Origin of the sequence: Streptomyces siamensis, from assembly GCF_039543605.1 — a bacterium.
GTDB classification, from domain to species: Bacteria; Actinomycetota; Actinomycetes; order Streptomycetales; family Streptomycetaceae; genus Streptomyces; species Streptomyces siamensis.
Genome location: NZ_BAABKB010000071.1, coordinates 1 through 17,777, shown reverse-complemented (window position 1 = coordinate 17,777; position 17,777 = coordinate 1). Strand labels below are relative to the sequence as shown.

Below are 17,777 nucleotides of genomic sequence, written 5' to 3'. Positions count from 1 at the left end.
TGCCGTGGTGGCAGGCCCGGCTCGTCCGGTACTGCGGGCGGTGGCAGCCGCGAGAGGGCGCGGCAGGCGTGAAACGCGCAGCACGAAGGCAGGGCCTCCCGGTGACGTGGGGACGATCACCGCATCCCCGGGCCACCAGGCGGCCCTGCCTGCCTTCACCCCCGCGCTCAGCTCGACTCGGTGGATTCCTCCTTGGGCAGCCTGACCAGCGGCACCGCGATCAGGCTGACGACCGAGGACGCCGCCATATAGATCGAGACCGACACGGTGGTGTGCGTCGCCGCCATCAGCGCGACCATGACGAACGGAGCGAGCCCGGCGCCGAGGATGTTCGCGAGCTGGTTTCCGAGCGAGGCTCCGGAGTAGCGCATACTCGCCGGGAACGCCTCGGCGAGCAGTGCGGTACCCGGTCCGAACATCGCGCCCACGGCGAACTGTCCGACGGCCGCGGCGAGGAGGATCCACGCGAAACCGCGGGTGTCCACCAGCGGGAACAGCGCGAAGGCCCATGCCCCGGAGAAGGCGGCCCCCGCCGCGTAGACCTTGCGTCGGCCCACGATGTCGGACAGCCACGCGAAGCCGGTCGTGCCCGCCGCGAACGCGATCATCGAGAGCATGACCACGGTGAGCATCGTGTCCTTGGAGATCTTCAGATCCTCCGTCGCGTAGTGGAGCACGCCTGTGACGATGCCGTAGAAGGAGATCGTGGCGGGGAGGAAGGTGAACGCCACCAGCAGGAGCTGCTTGGGACGGCGCAGCACCCGCAGCACGGACGATCGAGGAGCGACGTCCCTCTGAGCCGACAACTCCTCCGCGGCCCGCTGGAACTCAGGCGTCTCCTCGAGGTAACGGTGCACGTAGTAGGCGACCGGGAACATCAGGACGCTGAGCAGGAACGGGACGCGCCATCCCCACGCCGAGAACTGGTCGGCCGTGGTGAGGTGGCTGACGAGCAGGAAGACGAGTGTGCCGCTGATCATGCCGACGACCACACCGAGCTGGGGAAGCGATCCGAAGAGGCCGCGGCGATTGGGTGGCGCGCCCTCCAGCGCCAGCAGCGTCGAGCCGCCGAACTGGCCGCCCACCGAGATGCCCTGGGCGACGCGAAGGATCACCAGGATGACCGGCGCCCCCACGCCGATCGTTCCGTACGTGGGCAGCAGGCCGATGAGCGTCGAGGAGACGGCCATCAGGAGCATGGCCGTCAGCAGCGCCGGCTTGCGGCCGAACTTGTCACCGATGTGACCGAAGATCGCCGCTCCGACGGGCCGGCCGGCGAACCCGACCGCGAACGTGGCGAACGAGGCGAGCGTGCTGGTCAGCGTGCTTCCCGAGGGAAAGAACAGGGTGTTGAGGACCAGTGAGGCGGCCGTACCGTAGATCAGGAAGTCGTAGTACTCGATCGACTGGGCCGCGACGGCGGCGAAGAGGACGCGCCCCCGGCCTGGGGTCGCGGTCACCTCGGCGGTCGCAGGAATACTTCCTTGTACGCTCATCTTCTCCTCGATCTTTAGCGGTGTCGGAGGTCGCCATGGGGACCTCTTCGGGGGCGCCGGGGCAGCGCTTGGGGAGTGGGGAGGCTGGGACCGGTGCCGCGGTCGTCGTCACGGGGCACCCGAGTGGCAAGCAGGATTGTGTATTAAATTTTCTGTGTCTAGGGGGCAGGCGCGGGCAGTTGCCGCCAGAGGGGCGACGTTCAGCGCGAGCGTCTGATAAGCAACGATTTAGACCGATTCGGCGAGATCGCCACGCAGTCGCGGAGGGTGGCCTCTGTGAGGTGAGTCCTTGTTCCCGGTGGCCAATGAAGATATTTTATTTTCTGCACCTCTGTGAGAAAGGGCCCCCCATGCGGCGAGCAGCTATTGTCAGTCCGTTGCGCACCCCCATCGGTGCCTTCGGAGGCACCCTGAAGTCGGTACCCGCCGAGGACCTTGCCGCCACGGTCATCAAGGCCGTGGTCGAGCGGACCGGGATCGACCCCGAGCTCATCGACGACGTGTCCATGGCCCAGTCGTACGCCAACTCCGAGGCGCCCTGCATCGGCCGCTGGGCCGCGCTGCACGCCGGTCTGCCGATCTCGGTGCCCGGCATGCAGGTCGACCGGCGGTGCGGCGGGGGCCTGCAGGCCATCGTCACGGCGGCGATGATGGTGCAGACCGGCGCCGCCGACGTCGTGCTCGCCGGCGGTGTGGAGAGCATGTCCAACATCGAGTACTACTCCACCTCGATGCGCTGGGGAGGGCGCGCGGGCAACGTGGCCATGTACGACCGGCTCGACCGCGGCCGCGAACGCTCTCAGCCCGAGCACCGCTTCGGCAGGATCTCCGGGATGCCCGAGACCGCGGAGAAGCTGGCCGAGCGCTACGGCATCTCCCGTGACTCCGCCGACCGGTTCGCCGTCTCCAGCCACCTGAAGGCCGCCAGGGCGTGGGAGTCGGGGATCTTCAAGGACGAGGTGGTTCCGGTCACGGTGCCGCAGCGGCGAGGCGAACCCCTGATCTTCGACCGGGACGAGGGCGTGCGCCCCGACTCGAACGCCGAAGCCCTCGGGAAGCTGCGCACCGTGCTGCCCGGCGGCACTGTCACGGCCGGCAACGCGTGCCAGCAGAACGACGCCGCCGCGGCGTGCCTGGTGGTCGCCGAGGACCAGCTGGAGTCCCTGGGCCTGGAGCCCATCGCCTTCCTGGAGGGCTGGGCGGCCGCCGGCTGCGACCCGTCGGTCATGGGCATCGGCCCGGTACCTGCAGTGGCCAAGCTGTTCGCCCGCACGGGCAAGTCCTTCGACGACCTGGACCTCGTCGAGGTCAACGAGGCGTTCGCCGTCCAGGTCCTGGCGGTGTTGGCCGAGTGGGGCTGGCACGACCGCGACCGGCTCAACGTCAACGGCTCGGGCATCTCGCTCGGTCACCCCATCGGCGCGACCGGCGTACGGATCATGACCACGATGCTGCACGAACTGCGCCGCCGGGAGGGCCGGTACGCGCTGGAGACCATGTGCATCGGCGGCGGCCAGGGCATGGCCGCCCTGTTCTCCGCCGCGTGACGACGACCCCCGAGAGGTGACAGGACCCCCGATGACCAAGGTCTTCCCTTCCCCCGCAGCGCTCGCCGCTGCGGCCGGCACCCATGTCGGCTCCGGTGAGTGGATCTCCGTCGAGCAGCGACGGATCGATCTGTTCGCCGACGCGACCGGCGACGACCAGTGGATCCACGTCGACACCGAGCGTGCCGCCGCGGGACCCTTCGGCGCCACGATCGCGCACGGCTACCTGACGCTGTCCCTGCTCCCCGCACTGGTCAGGGAGGTGTACCGGACCGAGGGGGTGGCCATGGCCGTCAACTACGGCCTGAACAAGGTGCGCTTCATCAACCCGGTGCGTGTCGGATCCAGGATCCGGGCCTCGGTGGACCTGGTCTCCGCCGACCCGGTGCCCGGCGGCTACCAGGTCGTCTCACGGGTGACCGTCGAGATCGAGGGCGCCGACAAGCCTGCCTGCGTCGCGGAGACCGTCGCTCGCGTCTCCGGCTGACCCCACGCCGTACACCCACACGTTCCGCTCAGTCGTCCAGGAGTACCGACATGTCCGAGTCCACCGCCCCCGCCCATCGCGTCGCCATCGTCACCGGTGCCGCCCGCGGCATCGGCGCCGCCACCGCCCGGCGCCTGGCCCGCGACGGCTTCGCCGTCGCCGTCCTCGACCTCGACGAGGCGGCGTGCGCCGACACCGTCACCGCCATCGAGAAGGACGGCGGCCGCGCCCTGGCCGTCGGCGTGGACGTTGCCGACGCCGAGCGCGTCGAGTCGGCCGTCGCACGCGTCGCCGCCGAACTCGGCCCGCCCGTCGTGCTGGTGAACAACGCCGGCATCACCCGCGACAACCTGCTGTTCAAGATGGCCGAGGCCGACTGGGACGCGGTTCTGGGCGTTCACCTGCGCGGGGCCTTCCTGATGAGCAAGGCCGCTCAGGCGCACATGACCAAGGCCGGCTGGGGCCGCATCGTCAACCTGTCCTCGGTCTCCGCGCTCGGCAACCGGGGCCAGGCCAACTACTCCACCGCCAAGGCCGGTCTGCAGGGCTTCACCAAGACCCTGTCCATCGAGCTCGGCAAGTTCGGCGTCACCGTCAACGCCGTCGCCCCGGGCTTCATCGTGACCGAGATGACCGAGGCCACCGCCGAGCGACTGGGCGTGCCCTTCGAGGAGTTCAAGGCCAAGCGGGCCGCCGTCACCCCCGTGCCCCGGGTCGGGGAGCCCGACGACATCGCCCACGCGGTGTCCTTCTTCGCCGGCGAGGGCGCCGGCTTCGTGACCGGCCAGGTCCTGTACGTTGCGGGCGGCCCGCGAGGCTGACCCGGCGAGGCGGCCGACGAGTTCCACGACGCACCATCACTGAGGGAGAGCCATGACGAAGCGGTTCGATCAGGGACCCTGGGCCACGTCGGGCGTCCAGACCGTCCAGCCCGGCGTCCACCGGGTACCGCTCCCGCTCCCCAATGACGGTCTGCACGCCGTCAACGTCTATCTGCTGGAGGACCTGACCGACGACGGCGGCCTCGTCATGATCGATGGCGGATGGGCGATACCCGAGGCGCGCAAGGCCCTCGAGGAGGCTCTGTCCGCCATCGGCCGCGACCTCGGCGACATCAGGAACATCCTGGTCACCCACGTCCACCGCGACCACTACACGCAGGCGGTGGAACTGCGCCGGCTGCTGGGCGCCCGCGTCCATCTCGGGGCCGGGGAGCGCCCCGGGCTCGAGCTGCTCAACAAGCTGGGCGGCGGCCTCGCGTGCGCCCTGACGATCCTGCGGCAGGCGGGAGCCGACGAAGTGGCCGACCACGTCGAGGCGACCTATCCCGACCAGTACGACCCCCGCGACTGGGAGGAGCCGGACCGCTGGCTGGAGGCGGAGACCCTGCGCTTCGGCGACAGCGAACTGAAGGTCATCCCAACTCCCGGCCACACCCAGGGACATGTGGTCTTCCTGGACGAACGGCGCGGACTGCTGTTCTCCGGCGACCACGTCCTGCCGCGCATCACGCCGTCCATCGGCTTCGAGGCGGCCGAGCCGGGCGGTCGACCGCTGGCCGCGTACCTGGACTCGCTGCACCTGATGGCCCGGCATGCGGACGCCCGCCTGCTGCCCGCGCACGGCCCCGTCGCGGACAGCACTCACACCAGGGTCGCCGAACTTCTCGCCCACCATGACGACAGGCTGCACAGGACTCTCGTCGCCCTCAAGGACGGTACGTACGACGCGTACGCGGTCGCGCGCCGGCTCGCCTGGACCCGTCGCGAGGTGCCGTTCGCCGACCTCAACCCCCTCAACCAGATGCTCGCGGTCAACGAGACGGTCGCCCACCTGGACGTGCTCGTACTGCGGGGCGACGCGGCTGTGGCGTTCGTGGACGGGGTGAACCAGTACACGCGCCTGCGGTGACCCCGCCGGAGCGCGACGTCGGTCCGGCGCCGTCCGCTGCAAGGCGGGCGTACCCCCGTGGACGTACCGTGGAGAGGTGGGGGCGCCGACCCAGAGGAGCGGGATGCACGGGTTCAGCCCCGGCGCCGAAGAGCAGGTGTTCGCGTTCGCCGGCATCGCGACAGCCGTGCTCGACGACCGGGGCACCGTGGTGCGCTGGTCCGATGCGGCCGCCGAGCTCCTGGGCCGGACGGCCGAAGAGGTCTGCGGCCACCCGGTGCGGGCCCTGCTCACCCACGAGTGCCCGGGCGCGGCGGGTGACGCCGGCATGCCGGCCGCGGGCCGTGCGCTGCTGCGGCACCGGTCCGGCGCTTCGATCGATGTCACCTTCAGGGTGCTGCGGACGGAACCCGCCGCCGAATCCCTCGTGCTGGTCGCGCCCACCCAACAGGTGACCCACTGGGAGCAGGGCGCGAGTGTCCTGCGGGCCCTGCTCTCCCAGGACCGTGTCGGGGTCGGCATGCACGACGTGGACCTGTCCGTCGTGTGGACCAACATCAGCTCCGAGATGTTCGGCGGCGCGGCGCTGTCCCGAGGCGGCAGGCTGAGGGACGTGATGTCCGTCGCGGACGCCGAGGCCGTGGAGGCCGCGCTGCGCCACGTGCTGGACACGGGCGAGCCGCTGATCCGCAAGAGCCTGCGCATGCGGTCGCGGCAGGATCCGGAACGGACGTTGGCCCTGTCGCTGTCCGCCTTCCGGGTCGAGGACGCCCAGAAGGCTCCCGCGGGCGTCGTCACGATGGTCACCGACGCCCCGGACCAGCAGCGGGCTCGCCACCGGCTGGACGTGCTGCACGAGGCCGCCGACCGGATCGGTCGTTCGCTCGACGTCACTCGCACCGCACAGGACCTGATGGACGTCCTCGTCCCCGGCTTCGGGGACGTGGGATGGGTGGAGCTGGCCGACGCCGTGATCGACGGGGACGAACCCCCGAAGACCATCGGCGGGGGAGATCTGCATCTGCGCCGTGCCGCCATGGCCTCGGTCCACGCTTCCGACGCCGCCGCCCTCCTCCAGCCGGGCGAGACGGTACCCCGGCTGCCCTTCACACTGGAACTGGGAGAAGTCCAGCAGGGTCGCCCCGTTCTTCTGGACCCGGAGAAAGTGACGGTCGTGCTCGGCGACCCGACACACCAGCGCCTGTTCCTCCCCGCACGCGGACACTCGGGCATCTGGGCCCCCCTGTTCGCGCGCGGGCTGATACTCGGGGCCGTCACGGTCTGGCGTACCGAACAGCAGGATCCGTTCGAACAGGACGACGCGGACCTGATGGCGGAGGTCGCCTCCCGGGCCGCGCTGAGTGTGGACAACGCCCGCCGCTACACCCGCGAGCACCGCGTGGCGCTCACGCTGCAACGGCGTCTGCTTCCCTCGGCCACGACCGACACAGCGGCGGCGGAGACCACGGGCGTGTACCTGCCCGCAAGCGGGGGAGCGGGCATCAGCGGCGACTGGTACGACGTCATTCCCCTGCCCTCGTTCCGGGTGGCCCTGGTCGTCGGAGACGTGGTCGGACACGGCCTGAACGCCGCCGCCGCCATGGGCGGCCTGCGCACCGCCGTCCGCACCCTCGCCGACCTGGAGCTCGACCCCACCGAACTCCTCACCCACCTCGACGACCTCGTCCAGCGGATCAGCGACGACACGGACGCCGAGAGCCTCGTCGGTGCCACCTGCTTGTACGTCGTCTACGACCCCGTCACCCGCCGCTGCGCCGTGGCCGGTGCCGGTCATCCGCCGCCCGTCGTGATCGGCCCCGACGGAACCACCGAGGTCGTCCCGGTTCGCCCTGGCCCGCCACTGGGGGTGGGAGGCATGCCGTTCGAGTGCGTCAGCGTCGAACTGGAGCCCGGGAGCATCCTCGCCCTCTACACCGACGGGCTGATCGAACGGGACGACGGCGACGTCGACGCCGGCCTGCGGTGGCTGACGGAGAACCTCGCGGCCGCGTACGACCCCGACCGCCCCCTCGACGACATGGGTCGCGCGCTGCTGGCCGGCCTGGGCGACGCCCCGCCCCGCGACGACATCGCGCTGCTGCTGGCCCGCACCCGCGCCGTCCCGGAACGGTCCAGCGCGAGCTGGGAGTTCGCCGCGGACCCGGCCGTCGTGGCCGAGGCCCGGCAGGCCGCCACCCGGCAACTCGCCGCCTGGGGACTGGACCAGGCGGCCTTCGCCACCGAACTGATCGTCAGCGAGCTGGTCACCAACGCGGTCCGCTACGCCGGCGGACCGATCGGCCTGCGACTGATCCGGGACGACGTACTCGTCTGCGAGGTCACCGACCCCAGCAACACCCAGCCGCGCCTGCGCAGGGCGCGCTGGACCGACGAGGGAGGACGCGGCCTGTTCCTCGTCGCCCAGCTCTCCAACCGGTGGGGCAGCCGTTACGGCCGGAACGGCAAGACCATCTGGGTCGAGCAGTCCCTCGTCCCGGACACCATCGACTTCGCGGCCCTCATGTGAACCGACGTCGCATTCCCCCCGGCGATGCATGTGCGAAGGCGCGCGCCGCTGAACGTGATCGATGGTCCCCCTCCCGGCGGAGGGGGACCATCATCGTGTGGCACGTGTCAGATCACCAGCAGGTCGACCAGCGCCGAGGCGGGCATGGTGAGATCGCCCTCGGTGATGGCGAACAGTAGCGCCTCGCTGCGTTCCGTACCCAGGGCCGCGACCGTGAGGTCCCGGAACTTGGCGTCGAGATCGGGCTGCGAGATCGGGTTCTCGGCGGTGCCGCGTGGACTGTCGACGAACACACTCTCGCTGGTGCCGTCGTCATAGGTGACCGTGATGTCGGCGACCCACTTGCCGGGGTGGGCGGCGTCGAGCTCGGGCTTGGGCGTGATGCGGATCCGGCCGGCGAGCTTCGCGACGGGGCTGCCGTCACCTATGTCGAGACGTCCGGCCATGTATTCGTGGTGCGTGGTGAAGCCGTTGCCGTGGCCCAGGAGCGAGAGGGCGAACTGATAGGGGAGGCTGTACTGGAGGTTCTCGATGCTCTTGGGCGCGAAGGCGCTCGCGTTGCGGTTTCCGATGACGACGTCGCCGCCGGCCTGGATGCCCAGTTCGATGGTGTCGATCCGGTCGGCCCGGTCGGCCAGCTGCCGGGCACCGTCGATGTAGGCGTGGTTGATGCCGCAGCAGCAGTACGGCTTGATCCAGATCCGGGTGATCTCGAAGGGGGCGTCGAGCGCGAACGCGGCGGCGGCGTCGGCCCCCACCTCACGCCGGACGAAGGTGTGGAAGAACCCCTTGTTGCCGGTCAGGAAGGCCAGGGGGCCGGTGATGCCCGCTTCGGCCATCTCGGCCGAGCGGATGCCGCCCCGCGTGGCGATGCCCGCGTGCACCCGCTTCACGGAGCCGCCCGACGAGGTGTACTCGGTGGTTCCCGCGGAGTGGCTCATGGCGATGGACAGGGCGTGGAGCGTCTGTTCCAGATCCAGACCGCGCATCTTCGCGACCACCGCTGCGGCGCCGAAAGTCGACAGGAGCGCGTGTGGATGGAAACCGAGCTCCAGCAGTTCCGGCGCGGCGAGCACACCGATCCGCGTGTAGACCTCGTAGCCCGCGACGATGCCGAGCAGCACCTCGCGCATCGTCGCGCCGATCTCTTCCCCGACCGCCAGCGCCGTGGGCACCACGCAACTGCCGGGATGGCTGGAGCTGGCACGGTGCGCGTCGTCGTACTCGAAGCCGTGGCCGAAGCTGGCGTTGACGAACGCCGCGTCGGCCGCGCTCATCGCGTCGCCGGCCATGGTCACCCGCGCCGAACCGGGCACGTGGCGGCTCCGCGTCAGATCAAGGACCGTCCGACTCCAGGGGAGGGCGGCACAGCCGGCCTGGAGGGCCAGCTGGTCCTGCATCAGCCGGCGTGCGCCCTGGATGACGTCGGAGGGCAGTGTGTCGTAGTCGAGCTCGGTCACCAGACGAGCGACTGCTGCCTCGACAGGGGGGATGTTCTGCATGATGTCCGTGTCTCGCTTCCGCTTCGGTCGACCGCCGTCCGGCGATCCGGCAAGGCACTCCTCGTGTTTCCTCATCGTATATATTATATTTCCGCTGCTGGCAACCATGGCGTCGTGCGCCGCCCGCCGATGCAGGGCTCCTCAGGGCGTGCGCGCGGCCCAGGACGCGAGGATGCGCAGCCCGTCGTGGGAAGGGGTGCCGGGTTCCGCGGTCAGGGTGACGAGTTGCTGGTCCGGGTCGGCAGGGCAGGTGAGAGTGTCCCAGTGGAGCGTCAGATCGCCGGCGACGGGGTGGTGGAGCACCTTGGTGCCGATGGTGCTGAGGGAGACCTGATGGTCGCCCCACCAGCCGCGGAAGTCCTCGTCATGGACGCTCAGCTCGCCCACCAGGCCGCACAGGCGCTGGTCCGTCGAGTCGCGGGCGGCTTCCATGCGCAACTGTGCGACGGAGGTGCGGGCGACGTGCTGCCAGTCGGTGTACAGCGTCCGCATGGCGGGGTCGGTGAAGACCAGCCGCACGTAATTGCGCTTCTTCGCCGGTATTCTCGCGAAATCGGTGATCAGGGCGGCGGCCAGGGGATTCCAAGCGAGGATGTCCGTCCGGCGTCCCAGGACGATCGCCGGGGTGTCGACGAGGCCGTGGAGAAGGCGCCGCAACTGCGGCTGGACCTTCTGTGCTACGCATCGGCGGCGCCGGGTCGCGTCCTTGTCCGCGAGTTCGTACATGCGTTCACGCTGGTCGTTGTCGAGGTGGAGAACGCGGGCGATTCTGTTCAGCACCGAAGCGGACGCCTGGATACGGCCCTGCTCGATCCGGGCGTAGTAGTCGGCACTGATGGCGGCGAGCAGGGCCACTTCCTCCCGGCGCAGCCCCTTGACCCGCCGTCGGCTGTCGCTGTCCGGCAGCCCCATGGCGCGCAGGCTCAGCGCGCAGCGGCGGTCCTTGAGAAAGGCCCCCAGCTCGTTGCGGCTCGGGTTGCTGGTCATACGTGCGAGTCTGGCAGAGCGCTCACCTTCTGTGAGGGGTAGGAATCTCTACCACGATTGGGCCACCCCCCGGGGAGTGGGACGCCATCCTCGTAGGCCATCCCGTACTCGGCGGGACGCCGCAGGATGGGGGTGCGAGTGGAGAACGCGAGCGCGCGGGCCAGGTGGGAGATGATTCCCTCTGGCGTGATCGTCGACACGAACAAAAGCTCCTGGGTTCAGGGGGGGTAGTGGCCCGTCAGGCGCCGTTCGTCCGGCGCGCGTTGCGGCAGACGCCGGATACCGCAGGGAGCTGAACTCCCGCTCTGGCAGGGCTTCTTCGACTCAACCACGACGACCTCTGCCATGCCATGGGGGTTCCGGGGTAGGAAACCCGGCCCCCCCACGCGCACCGGGGTCGGCGGCACCGGGTGCGGTGTGCCTGCCCGGCCCGGAACGGCCGGCCCTCGAAATCCTCAAGCCTTGTCGGTCTGCCACGAAGCGGTCTGCTCCGTGGCGGCCCAGGAGGCGAGGAAGCGCAGTCCCTCGGCCGAAGGCGTCCCGGCTTTGGCCGTCCACACGGTCAGCTGCTGGTCGGAATCGGCGGCTGAGCCGAGACTCTCCCAGTCGAGGGTGAGCTCACCGGCCACAGGGTGACGCATCTTCTTGGTGCCGAAGGCCCTGTGAGCCACGTGGTGACCGGCCCACCACTGACGGAAGTGCGGGTCCTGGACGGAAAGCTCCCCGACGAGTGCGGTGAGACGCGGGTCGTCCGGATTCCGCGCGGCTTCCATGCGCAGGAAGGCGACGCAGTCCCGGGCGGTGGTTTCCCAGTCCAGGTACCGGTCTCGTACCGTGGGGTCGGTGAAAACCAGCCGCACGTAATTCCGTCGCTCCTGTGGTATTCGGGAGAAATTCGTGAGCAGGGCGGCCGCGAGGGGATTCCAGGCGAGAATATCCATGCGGCGGCCGAGCACCATGGCGGGAATGTCGGTGAGGGAGTCGAGAAGGCGCTGCAGCGGCGGCCGGACCTGCTGACCTTTCTGCCGGCGGGGGCGTGCGCTCTCCTTGCCGGCCAGTTCGAACAGGTAGTCGCGCTGGTCGTCGTCCAGGCGCAGAACCGTCGCCAGAATGGTCAGTACCGGCGCGGAGGCCGGGAGCCGACCCTGTTCGAGGCGGGTGTAGTACTGGGCACTGATCGAAGCCAGCTGGGCCACCTCTTCACGGCGCAGCCCGGGAACCCGCCGCGGCGCCCCGGTCTCCGACAGTCCCATGGCCGCGGGGCTCAGCTCGGCACGCCGAGCCTTGAGGAACTGTCCCAGTTCGCTGCGGTTCACGTCCCTGCTCATGCGAGTCAGGCTACTGCCGCCACCAAGCCGGGGCCGCTCCCCTGGGGGGTAGAGATTCATACCCTGCAAAGCCGCCTTCCGGCATGCGATTCTCCATAGAGGCAGGAATTTCTCTGTACATATTCGGAGAACGGAACCACTTTCGCATGAAGCACGTTTTTCTCGGCGGACTCGAGGTCTCCCGCATCGGTCTGGGCGCCATGTCGATGTCCGCCTACTACACCGGCGCGGGCAGTGACGACGCCGAGTCCGTCCGCACCATCCACAGGGCGCTGGAGCTCGGCGTCACCCACATCGACACCGCCGAGGTGTACGGCCCCTTCACCAACGAGGAGCTCGTGGGCCGGGCCGTGAAGGGGCGCCGGGACCAGGTGGTGCTGGCGACGAAGTTCGGCGGCGGTATCTCCCACAGTGGTCGTGAGGGTGTGGGGCTGGACAGCAGCCCGGCCAGCATCCGCGTCGCCGTCGAGGGCTCTTTGAAGCGGCTGGGTACCGACTACATCGATCTGTACTACCAGCACCGCGTCGACCCGAGCACGCCCATCGAGGAGACCGTGGGGGCGTTGGCCGAGCTGGTGGCCCAGGGCAAGGTCCGGCACATCGGTCTGTCCGAGGCTTCTCCGGCGACGATCCGCCGCGCCCACGCCGTGCATCCGGTGGCGGCTCTGCAGACGGAGTACTCCCTGTGGACCCGTGATGTGGAGGCGGAGCTGCTGCTCGTGCTGAGGGAGCTGGGTATCGGTCTGGTGCCGTACTCGCCGCTGGGTCACGGCTTCCTCACCGGCCGGATCCGCTCCATGGACCAGCTCGCGGCCGACGACTGGCGTCAGGGCAACCCCCGCTTCATCGGCGAGAACTTCCAGCGCAACTTGCGGATCGTCGACGAGGTCGAGGCGGTCGCGGCCGAGGCGGAGGCCACCCCGGCGCAGATCGCGCTGGCCTGGCTTCTCGCCCAGGGCGACGACATCGCCCCGATTCCGGGCACCAAGCGTGTCTCCCGTGTGGAGGAGAACAGCGCCGCCGACGGCATCGAGCTGACCGCGGAGCAGATCGCACGACTGGACAGCCTCACCCCGGCAGTCGGCGACCGCCACGACGAGATCGGCATGGCGGTCATCGACCGTTGACGCGGTCACTGCCCGGCCGTGCCGCTCGACTCGACCCATCCCCCCACACAAGGACCATTCATCATGACTGCCGTATCCGCGTATGCCGCCCCCTCCGCCGGAGCGCCGCTCGAGCGCACGACCATCGAGCGTCGCCCCGTCGGTGAGAACGACGTGCTGATCGAGATCAAGTACGTCGGCATCTGCCACACCGACATCCACAACGCCCGCGACGAATGGGGCCGGGGCGGCTTCCCCCTCGTACCCGGCCACGAGATCGCCGGTGTGGTCACCGAGGTCGGTCCCGGCGTGACGAAGTACAAGGCCGGCGACCGCGTGGGCGTCGGCTGCATGGTCGACTCCTGCCGGAAGTGCGAGAACTGCCGGAACGGGCTCGAGGTGTACTGCACGGGCGGCGGCCTCGTCGCCACCTACGCCGACACCGAGCGGTACACCGACGGCGCGCCCACGCAGGGCGGCTACTCCACCCACATCGTCGTCGACGAGCACTTCGTCCTGCGCATCCCCGACGGCCTGTCCCTGGAGCAGGCCGCCCCGCTGCTGTGCGCGGGCATCACCACCTACTCCCCTCTGCGCCACTGGAACGCCGGCCCCGGCAAGAAGGTCGCCGTCGTCGGCCTGGGCGGCCTCGGCCACCTCGGTGTCAAGTTCGCCCACGCGCTCGGCGCGGAGGTCACCGTCCTGTCGCAGTCCCTGCGCAAGAAGGACGACGGACTCAAGCTCGGCGCCGACCACTACTACGCCACCAGCGACCCGAAGACCTTCGAGGAGCTGGCCGGCACCTTCGACCTCATCCTGAACACGGTCTCCGCGTCCCTGGACGGCGACGCCTATCTGTCCCTGCTGCGTACCGACGGCACCATGGTCTACCTCGGCATCCCCGAGAAGCCCGTCTCGGCGAACATCGGCTCGCTCATGATGGGCCGCAAGTCGATCGCCAGCTCGGGCATCGGCGGCATCCCCGAGACCCAGGAGATGCTCGACTTCGCCGCGGAGCACGGGGTCGGCGCCGACGTCGAGATCATCGGTGCCGAAGAGATCAACGAGGCCTACGACCGTGTCGTGCGCAGCGATGTGCGCTACCGGTTCGTGATCGACAACTCCACCATCTGAGCGTCGGTCGTCACCGCGGGCGGCCGGGCCGGACCGAACCACGCGGCCCGGCCCGGCCGCCTGAAACACTTCGCGTCATCTGGAGCGACATCCCCCATGAGCAAGGTTTTCATCATCACCGGTGCCGGTCGCGGTATGGGCGCGGACATCGCCCGCCGGGCACTCGAGGCCGGCCACCAGGTGGTGGCCACCGGCCGCCGCCCCGACAAGGTCCTCGAAGCCCTCGGCGGTGAGCAGGACAACCTCCTGGCGATCGCCTTGGACGTCACCGACCCGGGCGACGCCGAGAAGGCGGTCCAGGCGGCCGTCGACCGCTTCGGCCGCATCGACGTCCTGATCAACAACGCCGCGAACACCTACGGCGGGTTCTTCGAGACGATCTCCGACGCGCAGATGCGGGCTCAGCTGGAGACGAACCTGTTCGGCCCGATGAACGTCACGCGAGCGGTCCTGCCGGTCATGCGGCGCCGGCGCTCCGGACACGTCGTCTCGATCTCCTCCCTGGCCGGTGTGGTCGGCCTGCCCGGCACCACCGCCTACGCCACCTCGAAGTTCGGACTGGAGGGCTGGATGGAGGCCCTGCGCTTCGACTTGGAGCCGTTCGGTATCCGTACCACGGTCGTCGAGCCGGGCTACTTCCGCACCGAGCTGTTGACGGACGCCTCCTCCAACGTCGCGGAACTGTCCATCGACGACTACGCGGAGCGTTCGGCGGCCATGCAGGAGGGCCGTGCGCGTATGAACGGCCGGCAGCCCGGTGACCCCGTCAAGCTTGCGGACGCCCTGCTGAAGGTCGTGGACCTGGAGGAGCCGCCGCTGCGGTTCGTCGCCGGCTCGGATGCCATCGAGGCCGTCGCGGTCAAGGCCAGGGAACTGCTGGCGCAGGCCGAGGCCTCGCGTGAGCTGGGTATGGACCTGGCTCACACCGACGCCGCCTGACCGGACACGACACACTTTCCAGCGAGGACACCATGGAATTCGTTCAGCGGCAGGCCACGAGCAAAGCGCCGGCGGACTGGTTCACCGGCGACGTGTGGTGGGACGTCATCCACGCCGGCCAGGAGCCGTCCCGGATGCGGGCCAACCTGGTCCGCTTCGCCCCGGGCGCGCGCACGAACTGGCATTCCCATGTGGTGGGCCAGACCCTGCACGTCGTATCCGGCGTCGCACTGATCGGCACCCGTGACGGCACGGTCTTCGAGGCCCACCCGGGCGAGACCGTCACCTGCCCGCCCGGCGAGGAGCACTGGCACGGCGCCACCCCCGACCGCTTCATGGAGCACATCGCCATGTGGGAGGGCAAGGGCGACGGCACCCCGGAGACCGAGTGGAACGAGCCGGTCAGCGACGACCAGTACAACGGCCCCCGCACCACCAGCCACTGAGGCACAGGCCTCGTCCACAACGCCATTGACGGTGCGACGGCGTCGAGAAGGCGACCTCCTTCTCGACGCCGTCGGCGTACCCGCGTCACCATCCCAGATCGGAGTCACCCCATGCGTCATGCCGTTCTCGGCACCGGCAATGCCGGCCGGACCATCGCTGCCAGGCTCGTGTCCCTCGGGCACGAGGTCGTCGTCGGCACTCGAGACCCCCAGGACACCCTGGCCCGCACCGAGCCGGACAGGATGGGGAACCCGCCGTTCGCCGAGTGGCGGACCGCCCACCCGCAAGTGGGTCTTGCGGCCTTCGCCGAGGCCGCGGCCTTCGGTGAGGCCGTCGTCAACGCCACCGCCGGCACCACCAGTCTGGTGGCCCTCGAGGCCGCGGGCGCCGAGAACCTGGCCGGGAAGGTGCTCGTCGACATCTCCGACCCGATCGACATCAGCCAGGGACCCGTACTCAACCCGGGCAACACCGACAGCCTCGGCGAGCAGATCCAGCGAGCGTTCCCTGATCTCAAGGTCGTCAAGGCCCTCAACACCATGAACTGCAAGGTCATGGTCGACCCGTCGCGTGTTCCGGGTCCGCACAACGTGTTCATCTGCGGCGACGACGCCGACGCCAAGAAGAGCGTGACCGAACTGCTCCACTCCTTCGGCTGGCCGCAGGACAGCGTCATCGACCTGGGCGACATCATCTCCGCCCGTTACACCGAGATGCTGGCGCCGATCTGGCTGCGGATACTGCAGAAGCTCGGACACACCGATTTCAACTTCCACATCCAGGTCGCCGGCAACGAGGCCTGAGGGATACACAGAAGAACGGTGTCGACGCCGCCCTCGGGCGGCGCCGACACCGTTCTTCTGTTCACCGCGCCGGCGCCGCTCCGTGCGGCACCGGGGCTCAGTAGCGCTGGGCGTCGGTCTCCGGGGCGAAGTAGATCGGCTCCGTCGCCTGGCCGTTCACGGTGGCGCCGGCGTGTGCGAGATTCGCCGCCGACTGACCGTTGATGTGGGCGGGGAAGTTGAGCGTGGGCGTGGAGAGGCCGTCGAGCGCGGCGATGTGCTCGGGCGCCAGCTGCAGTTCGAGGGCCTTCAGGTTGTCCTCGAGCTGCGAGAGCCGGCGTGCGCCGATGATCGTCGAGGTGACCCCGGGGCGTCCCTGCACCCAGGCCAGCGCCACCGCGGCGGGCGTGGTGTTCAGCTCGGCCGCGATCTTGCGCAGTTCGTCCACGATGTCGAAGGTCTTGTCGGCCAGGTAGCCGGACACCATCCAGCCGCGGTCGGCGTCGGTCCTGCCGACGTCCTGCCGGGTGTACTTGCCGGACAGGGCACCGCCGGCCAGCGGGCTCCACGGGGTGACGCCCATGCCGAGCTGCTGTGCCATCGGCATGAGTTCGCCTTCGACGGTGCGCTCGAGGAGCGAGTAGTTGAGCTGCAGGGCGACGAGCGGGGCCCAGCCGCGGAACTGGGCGATGGTGTGCGCCTGGGCGGTCGCCCAGGCCGGGGTGTCGGAGAAGCCGATGTAGCGGACCTTGCCGGAGGTGACGAGGTCGTCGAGGGCCCGCATGGTCTCCTCGACCGGCGTGAACGCGTCGAAGTTGTGCAGCCAGTACAGGTCGATGTAGTCGGTGTTCATGCGGCGCAGGGACTGCTCGGCCTGGGCGATGATCGCCTTGCGGCTCGCGCCGCCGCCGTTCGGGTCATTGCGGTACAGGTTGCAGAAGAACTTGGTGGCGAGCACCAGGCGGTCACGCAGCCCGCTCCGGCCGGCGACGTAGTCACCGATGATCTTCTCGGAGTGGCCGTACGTGTACACGTTGGCGGTGTCGACGAAGTTGCCGCCCTCTTCGATGTAGCGGGCGAGGATGGCCTCCGCGTCGGCGACGCTCGTCCCCCATCCCCAGTCCTCGCCGAAGGTCATGGTGCCGAGGGAGAAGGGGCTGACCCGCAGGCCCGAGTTCCCGAGAGTGGTGTACGAGTCCAAGGACATGGATGGATGTTCCCGTCAGTACGAGGTGTCGGGAGAAGGTGCGGCAGCATCGCCGTCGATGGTGGAACCGAGTCCCGGCACCCAATGTAAGTAGGCTCTCGCATCAATGTAAGAGGGCACTAGCATGGAGTCAAACCAGGGAGGCGAACAGTGACGAGGGACTCGGCCGCGGGCGCTCGGCCCTACCATCACGGCGATCTGCGTGCGGCACTGGTGCAGGAGGCGATGAGCCTGCTGGCGGCGGACGGCCTCGCCGGGTTCTCGGTCGCCAAGCTCGCGCGCCGCCTGGGAGTCAGCTCGGCATCTCCGTACCGCCACTTCCCGGACCGGGAGAGCCTGCTCGCCGCGGTCGCCGCACGGATCGCCGACGAGCTCGCGGAGCGCATCCAGAATGCGGC

At 69.5% G+C, this 17,777-nt stretch carries 16 protein-coding genes; 11 read left to right on the top strand and 5 right to left on the bottom strand.

What is annotated here, in order from left to right:
• Positions 1-167: 167 nt before the first annotated feature.
• Positions 168-1,496 carry an MFS transporter gene (locus ABEB03_RS44005; RefSeq protein WP_345658743.1) on the bottom strand — a complete coding sequence of 443 codons (1,329 nt, stop codon included), beginning with the start codon at positions 1,494-1,496 and terminating at the stop codon, positions 168-170.
• A 350-nt stretch (positions 1,497-1,846) separates the two neighbouring features.
• Between ABEB03_RS44005 and ABEB03_RS44000 the strand changes: the two genes are divergently transcribed.
• The 5 genes from ABEB03_RS44000 (at position 1,847) to ABEB03_RS43980 (ending at position 7,947) form a co-directional block, all read left to right on the top strand.
• The gene (locus tag ABEB03_RS44000; protein ID WP_345658742.1) at positions 1,847-3,043 is read left to right on the top strand and encodes an acetyl-CoA C-acetyltransferase; all 1,197 of its coding nucleotides are present in this window, start codon (positions 1,847-1,849) and stop codon (positions 3,041-3,043) included.
• 31 nt (positions 3,044-3,074) lie between these two features.
• On the top strand, positions 3,075-3,530 hold the full coding sequence (locus tag ABEB03_RS43995) for a MaoC family dehydratase (RefSeq protein WP_345658740.1): 456 nt from the start codon (positions 3,075-3,077) through the stop codon (positions 3,528-3,530).
• 50 nt (positions 3,531-3,580) lie between these two features.
• On the top strand, positions 3,581-4,351 hold the full coding sequence (gene fabG, locus ABEB03_RS43990; protein ID WP_345658739.1) for a 3-oxoacyl-ACP reductase FabG: 771 nt from the start codon (positions 3,581-3,583) through the stop codon (positions 4,349-4,351).
• A gap of 52 nt (positions 4,352-4,403) precedes the next feature.
• Positions 4,404-5,441 (top strand): MBL fold metallo-hydrolase, encoded by a 1,038-nt coding sequence (locus ABEB03_RS43985; RefSeq protein WP_345658737.1) that lies wholly within the window; start codon positions 4,404-4,406, stop codon positions 5,439-5,441.
• 103 nt (positions 5,442-5,544) lie between these two features.
• On the top strand, positions 5,545-7,947 hold the full coding sequence (locus tag ABEB03_RS43980; protein WP_345658736.1) for an ATP-binding SpoIIE family protein phosphatase: 2,403 nt from the start codon (positions 5,545-5,547) through the stop codon (positions 7,945-7,947).
• Positions 7,948-8,054: 107 nt separating this feature from the next.
• Here the strand turns inward: ABEB03_RS43980 and ABEB03_RS43975 are convergent, their stop codons facing one another.
• From ABEB03_RS43975 to ABEB03_RS43965, 3 genes are all read right to left on the bottom strand, one after another.
• On the bottom strand, positions 8,055-9,449 hold the full coding sequence (locus ABEB03_RS43975; protein WP_345658734.1) for an MmgE/PrpD family protein: 1,395 nt from the start codon (positions 9,447-9,449) through the stop codon (positions 8,055-8,057).
• A gap of 141 nt (positions 9,450-9,590) precedes the next feature.
• Positions 9,591-10,436: a helix-turn-helix domain-containing protein gene (locus ABEB03_RS43970; RefSeq protein ID WP_345658732.1), complete on the bottom strand. Its 846-nt coding sequence runs from the start codon at positions 10,434-10,436 to the stop codon at positions 9,591-9,593.
• Positions 10,437-10,891: 455 nt separating this feature from the next.
• Entirely contained in the window at positions 10,892-11,764 is an 873-nt protein-coding gene (locus ABEB03_RS43965; protein WP_345658731.1) for a helix-turn-helix domain-containing protein, read from the bottom strand.
• Between the two features lie 146 nt (positions 11,765-11,910).
• Here ABEB03_RS43965 and ABEB03_RS43960 point away from each other — a divergent pair, with 146 nt between their 5' ends.
• The 5 genes from ABEB03_RS43960 to ABEB03_RS43940 all read left to right on the top strand — a co-directional run bounded on the left by ABEB03_RS43960 (position 11,911) and on the right by ABEB03_RS43940 (position 16,193).
• Positions 11,911-12,891 (top strand): aldo/keto reductase, encoded by a 981-nt coding sequence (locus tag ABEB03_RS43960; protein ID WP_345658730.1) that lies wholly within the window; start codon positions 11,911-11,913, stop codon positions 12,889-12,891.
• Positions 12,892-12,954: 63 nt separating this feature from the next.
• Complete coding sequence (locus ABEB03_RS43955) at positions 12,955-14,004, top strand: NAD(P)-dependent alcohol dehydrogenase (RefSeq protein ID WP_345658729.1); 1,050 nt, start codon at positions 12,955-12,957, stop codon at positions 14,002-14,004.
• Positions 14,005-14,100: 96 nt separating this feature from the next.
• A complete protein-coding gene (locus tag ABEB03_RS43950) occupies positions 14,101-14,943 on the top strand; it encodes an SDR family NAD(P)-dependent oxidoreductase (protein ID WP_345658727.1) in 843 nt (280 codons plus the stop codon).
• A gap of 32 nt (positions 14,944-14,975) precedes the next feature.
• Positions 14,976-15,389, top strand: coding sequence for a (R)-mandelonitrile lyase (locus tag ABEB03_RS43945; RefSeq protein ID WP_345658725.1), 414 nt, complete (start codon positions 14,976-14,978; stop codon positions 15,387-15,389).
• A gap of 111 nt (positions 15,390-15,500) precedes the next feature.
• Positions 15,501-16,193: an NADPH-dependent F420 reductase gene (locus tag ABEB03_RS43940; protein ID WP_345658723.1), complete on the top strand. Its 693-nt coding sequence runs from the start codon at positions 15,501-15,503 to the stop codon at positions 16,191-16,193.
• Between the two features lie 97 nt (positions 16,194-16,290).
• On the opposite strand, the gene ABEB03_RS43935 is transcribed toward ABEB03_RS43940, so the two are convergent.
• Positions 16,291-17,379 carry an aldo/keto reductase gene (locus ABEB03_RS43935; protein WP_345658722.1) on the bottom strand — a complete coding sequence of 363 codons (1,089 nt, stop codon included), beginning with the start codon at positions 17,377-17,379 and terminating at the stop codon, positions 16,291-16,293.
• Between the two features lie 150 nt (positions 17,380-17,529).
• Between ABEB03_RS43935 and ABEB03_RS43930 the strand changes: the two genes are divergently transcribed.
• Positions 17,530-17,777 (top strand): TetR/AcrR family transcriptional regulator (locus tag ABEB03_RS43930; protein ID WP_345658721.1); only part of this gene is annotated, 248 nt, incomplete at its 3' end.

Excerpts from the sequence above, each read along its gene's own strand:
- ABEB03_RS44005 (WP_345658743.1), bottom strand. The coding sequence starts at position 1,496 with ATGAGCGTACAAGGAAGTATTCCTGCGACCGCCGAGGTGACCGCGACC.
- ABEB03_RS44000 (WP_345658742.1), top strand. The coding sequence starts at position 1,847 with ATGCGGCGAGCAGCTATTGTCAGTCCGTTGCGCACCCCCATCGGTGCC.
- ABEB03_RS43995 (WP_345658740.1), top strand. The coding sequence starts at position 3,075 with ATGACCAAGGTCTTCCCTTCCCCCGCAGCGCTCGCCGCTGCGGCCGGC.
- fabG (WP_345658739.1), top strand. The coding sequence starts at position 3,581 with ATGTCCGAGTCCACCGCCCCCGCCCATCGCGTCGCCATCGTCACCGGT.
- ABEB03_RS43985 (WP_345658737.1), top strand. The coding sequence starts at position 4,404 with ATGACGAAGCGGTTCGATCAGGGACCCTGGGCCACGTCGGGCGTCCAG.
- ABEB03_RS43980 (WP_345658736.1), top strand. The coding sequence starts at position 5,545 with ATGCACGGGTTCAGCCCCGGCGCCGAAGAGCAGGTGTTCGCGTTCGCC.
- ABEB03_RS43975 (WP_345658734.1), bottom strand. The coding sequence starts at position 9,449 with ATGCAGAACATCCCCCCTGTCGAGGCAGCAGTCGCTCGTCTGGTGACC.
- ABEB03_RS43970 (WP_345658732.1), bottom strand. The coding sequence starts at position 10,436 with ATGACCAGCAACCCGAGCCGCAACGAGCTGGGGGCCTTTCTCAAGGAC.
- ABEB03_RS43965 (WP_345658731.1), bottom strand. The coding sequence starts at position 11,764 with ATGAGCAGGGACGTGAACCGCAGCGAACTGGGACAGTTCCTCAAGGCT.
- ABEB03_RS43960 (WP_345658730.1), top strand. The coding sequence starts at position 11,911 with ATGAAGCACGTTTTTCTCGGCGGACTCGAGGTCTCCCGCATCGGTCTG.
- ABEB03_RS43955 (WP_345658729.1), top strand. The coding sequence starts at position 12,955 with ATGACTGCCGTATCCGCGTATGCCGCCCCCTCCGCCGGAGCGCCGCTC.
- ABEB03_RS43950 (WP_345658727.1), top strand. The coding sequence starts at position 14,101 with ATGAGCAAGGTTTTCATCATCACCGGTGCCGGTCGCGGTATGGGCGCG.
- ABEB03_RS43945 (WP_345658725.1), top strand. The coding sequence starts at position 14,976 with ATGGAATTCGTTCAGCGGCAGGCCACGAGCAAAGCGCCGGCGGACTGG.
- ABEB03_RS43940 (WP_345658723.1), top strand. The coding sequence starts at position 15,501 with ATGCGTCATGCCGTTCTCGGCACCGGCAATGCCGGCCGGACCATCGCT.
- ABEB03_RS43935 (WP_345658722.1), bottom strand. The coding sequence starts at position 17,379 with ATGTCCTTGGACTCGTACACCACTCTCGGGAACTCGGGCCTGCGGGTC.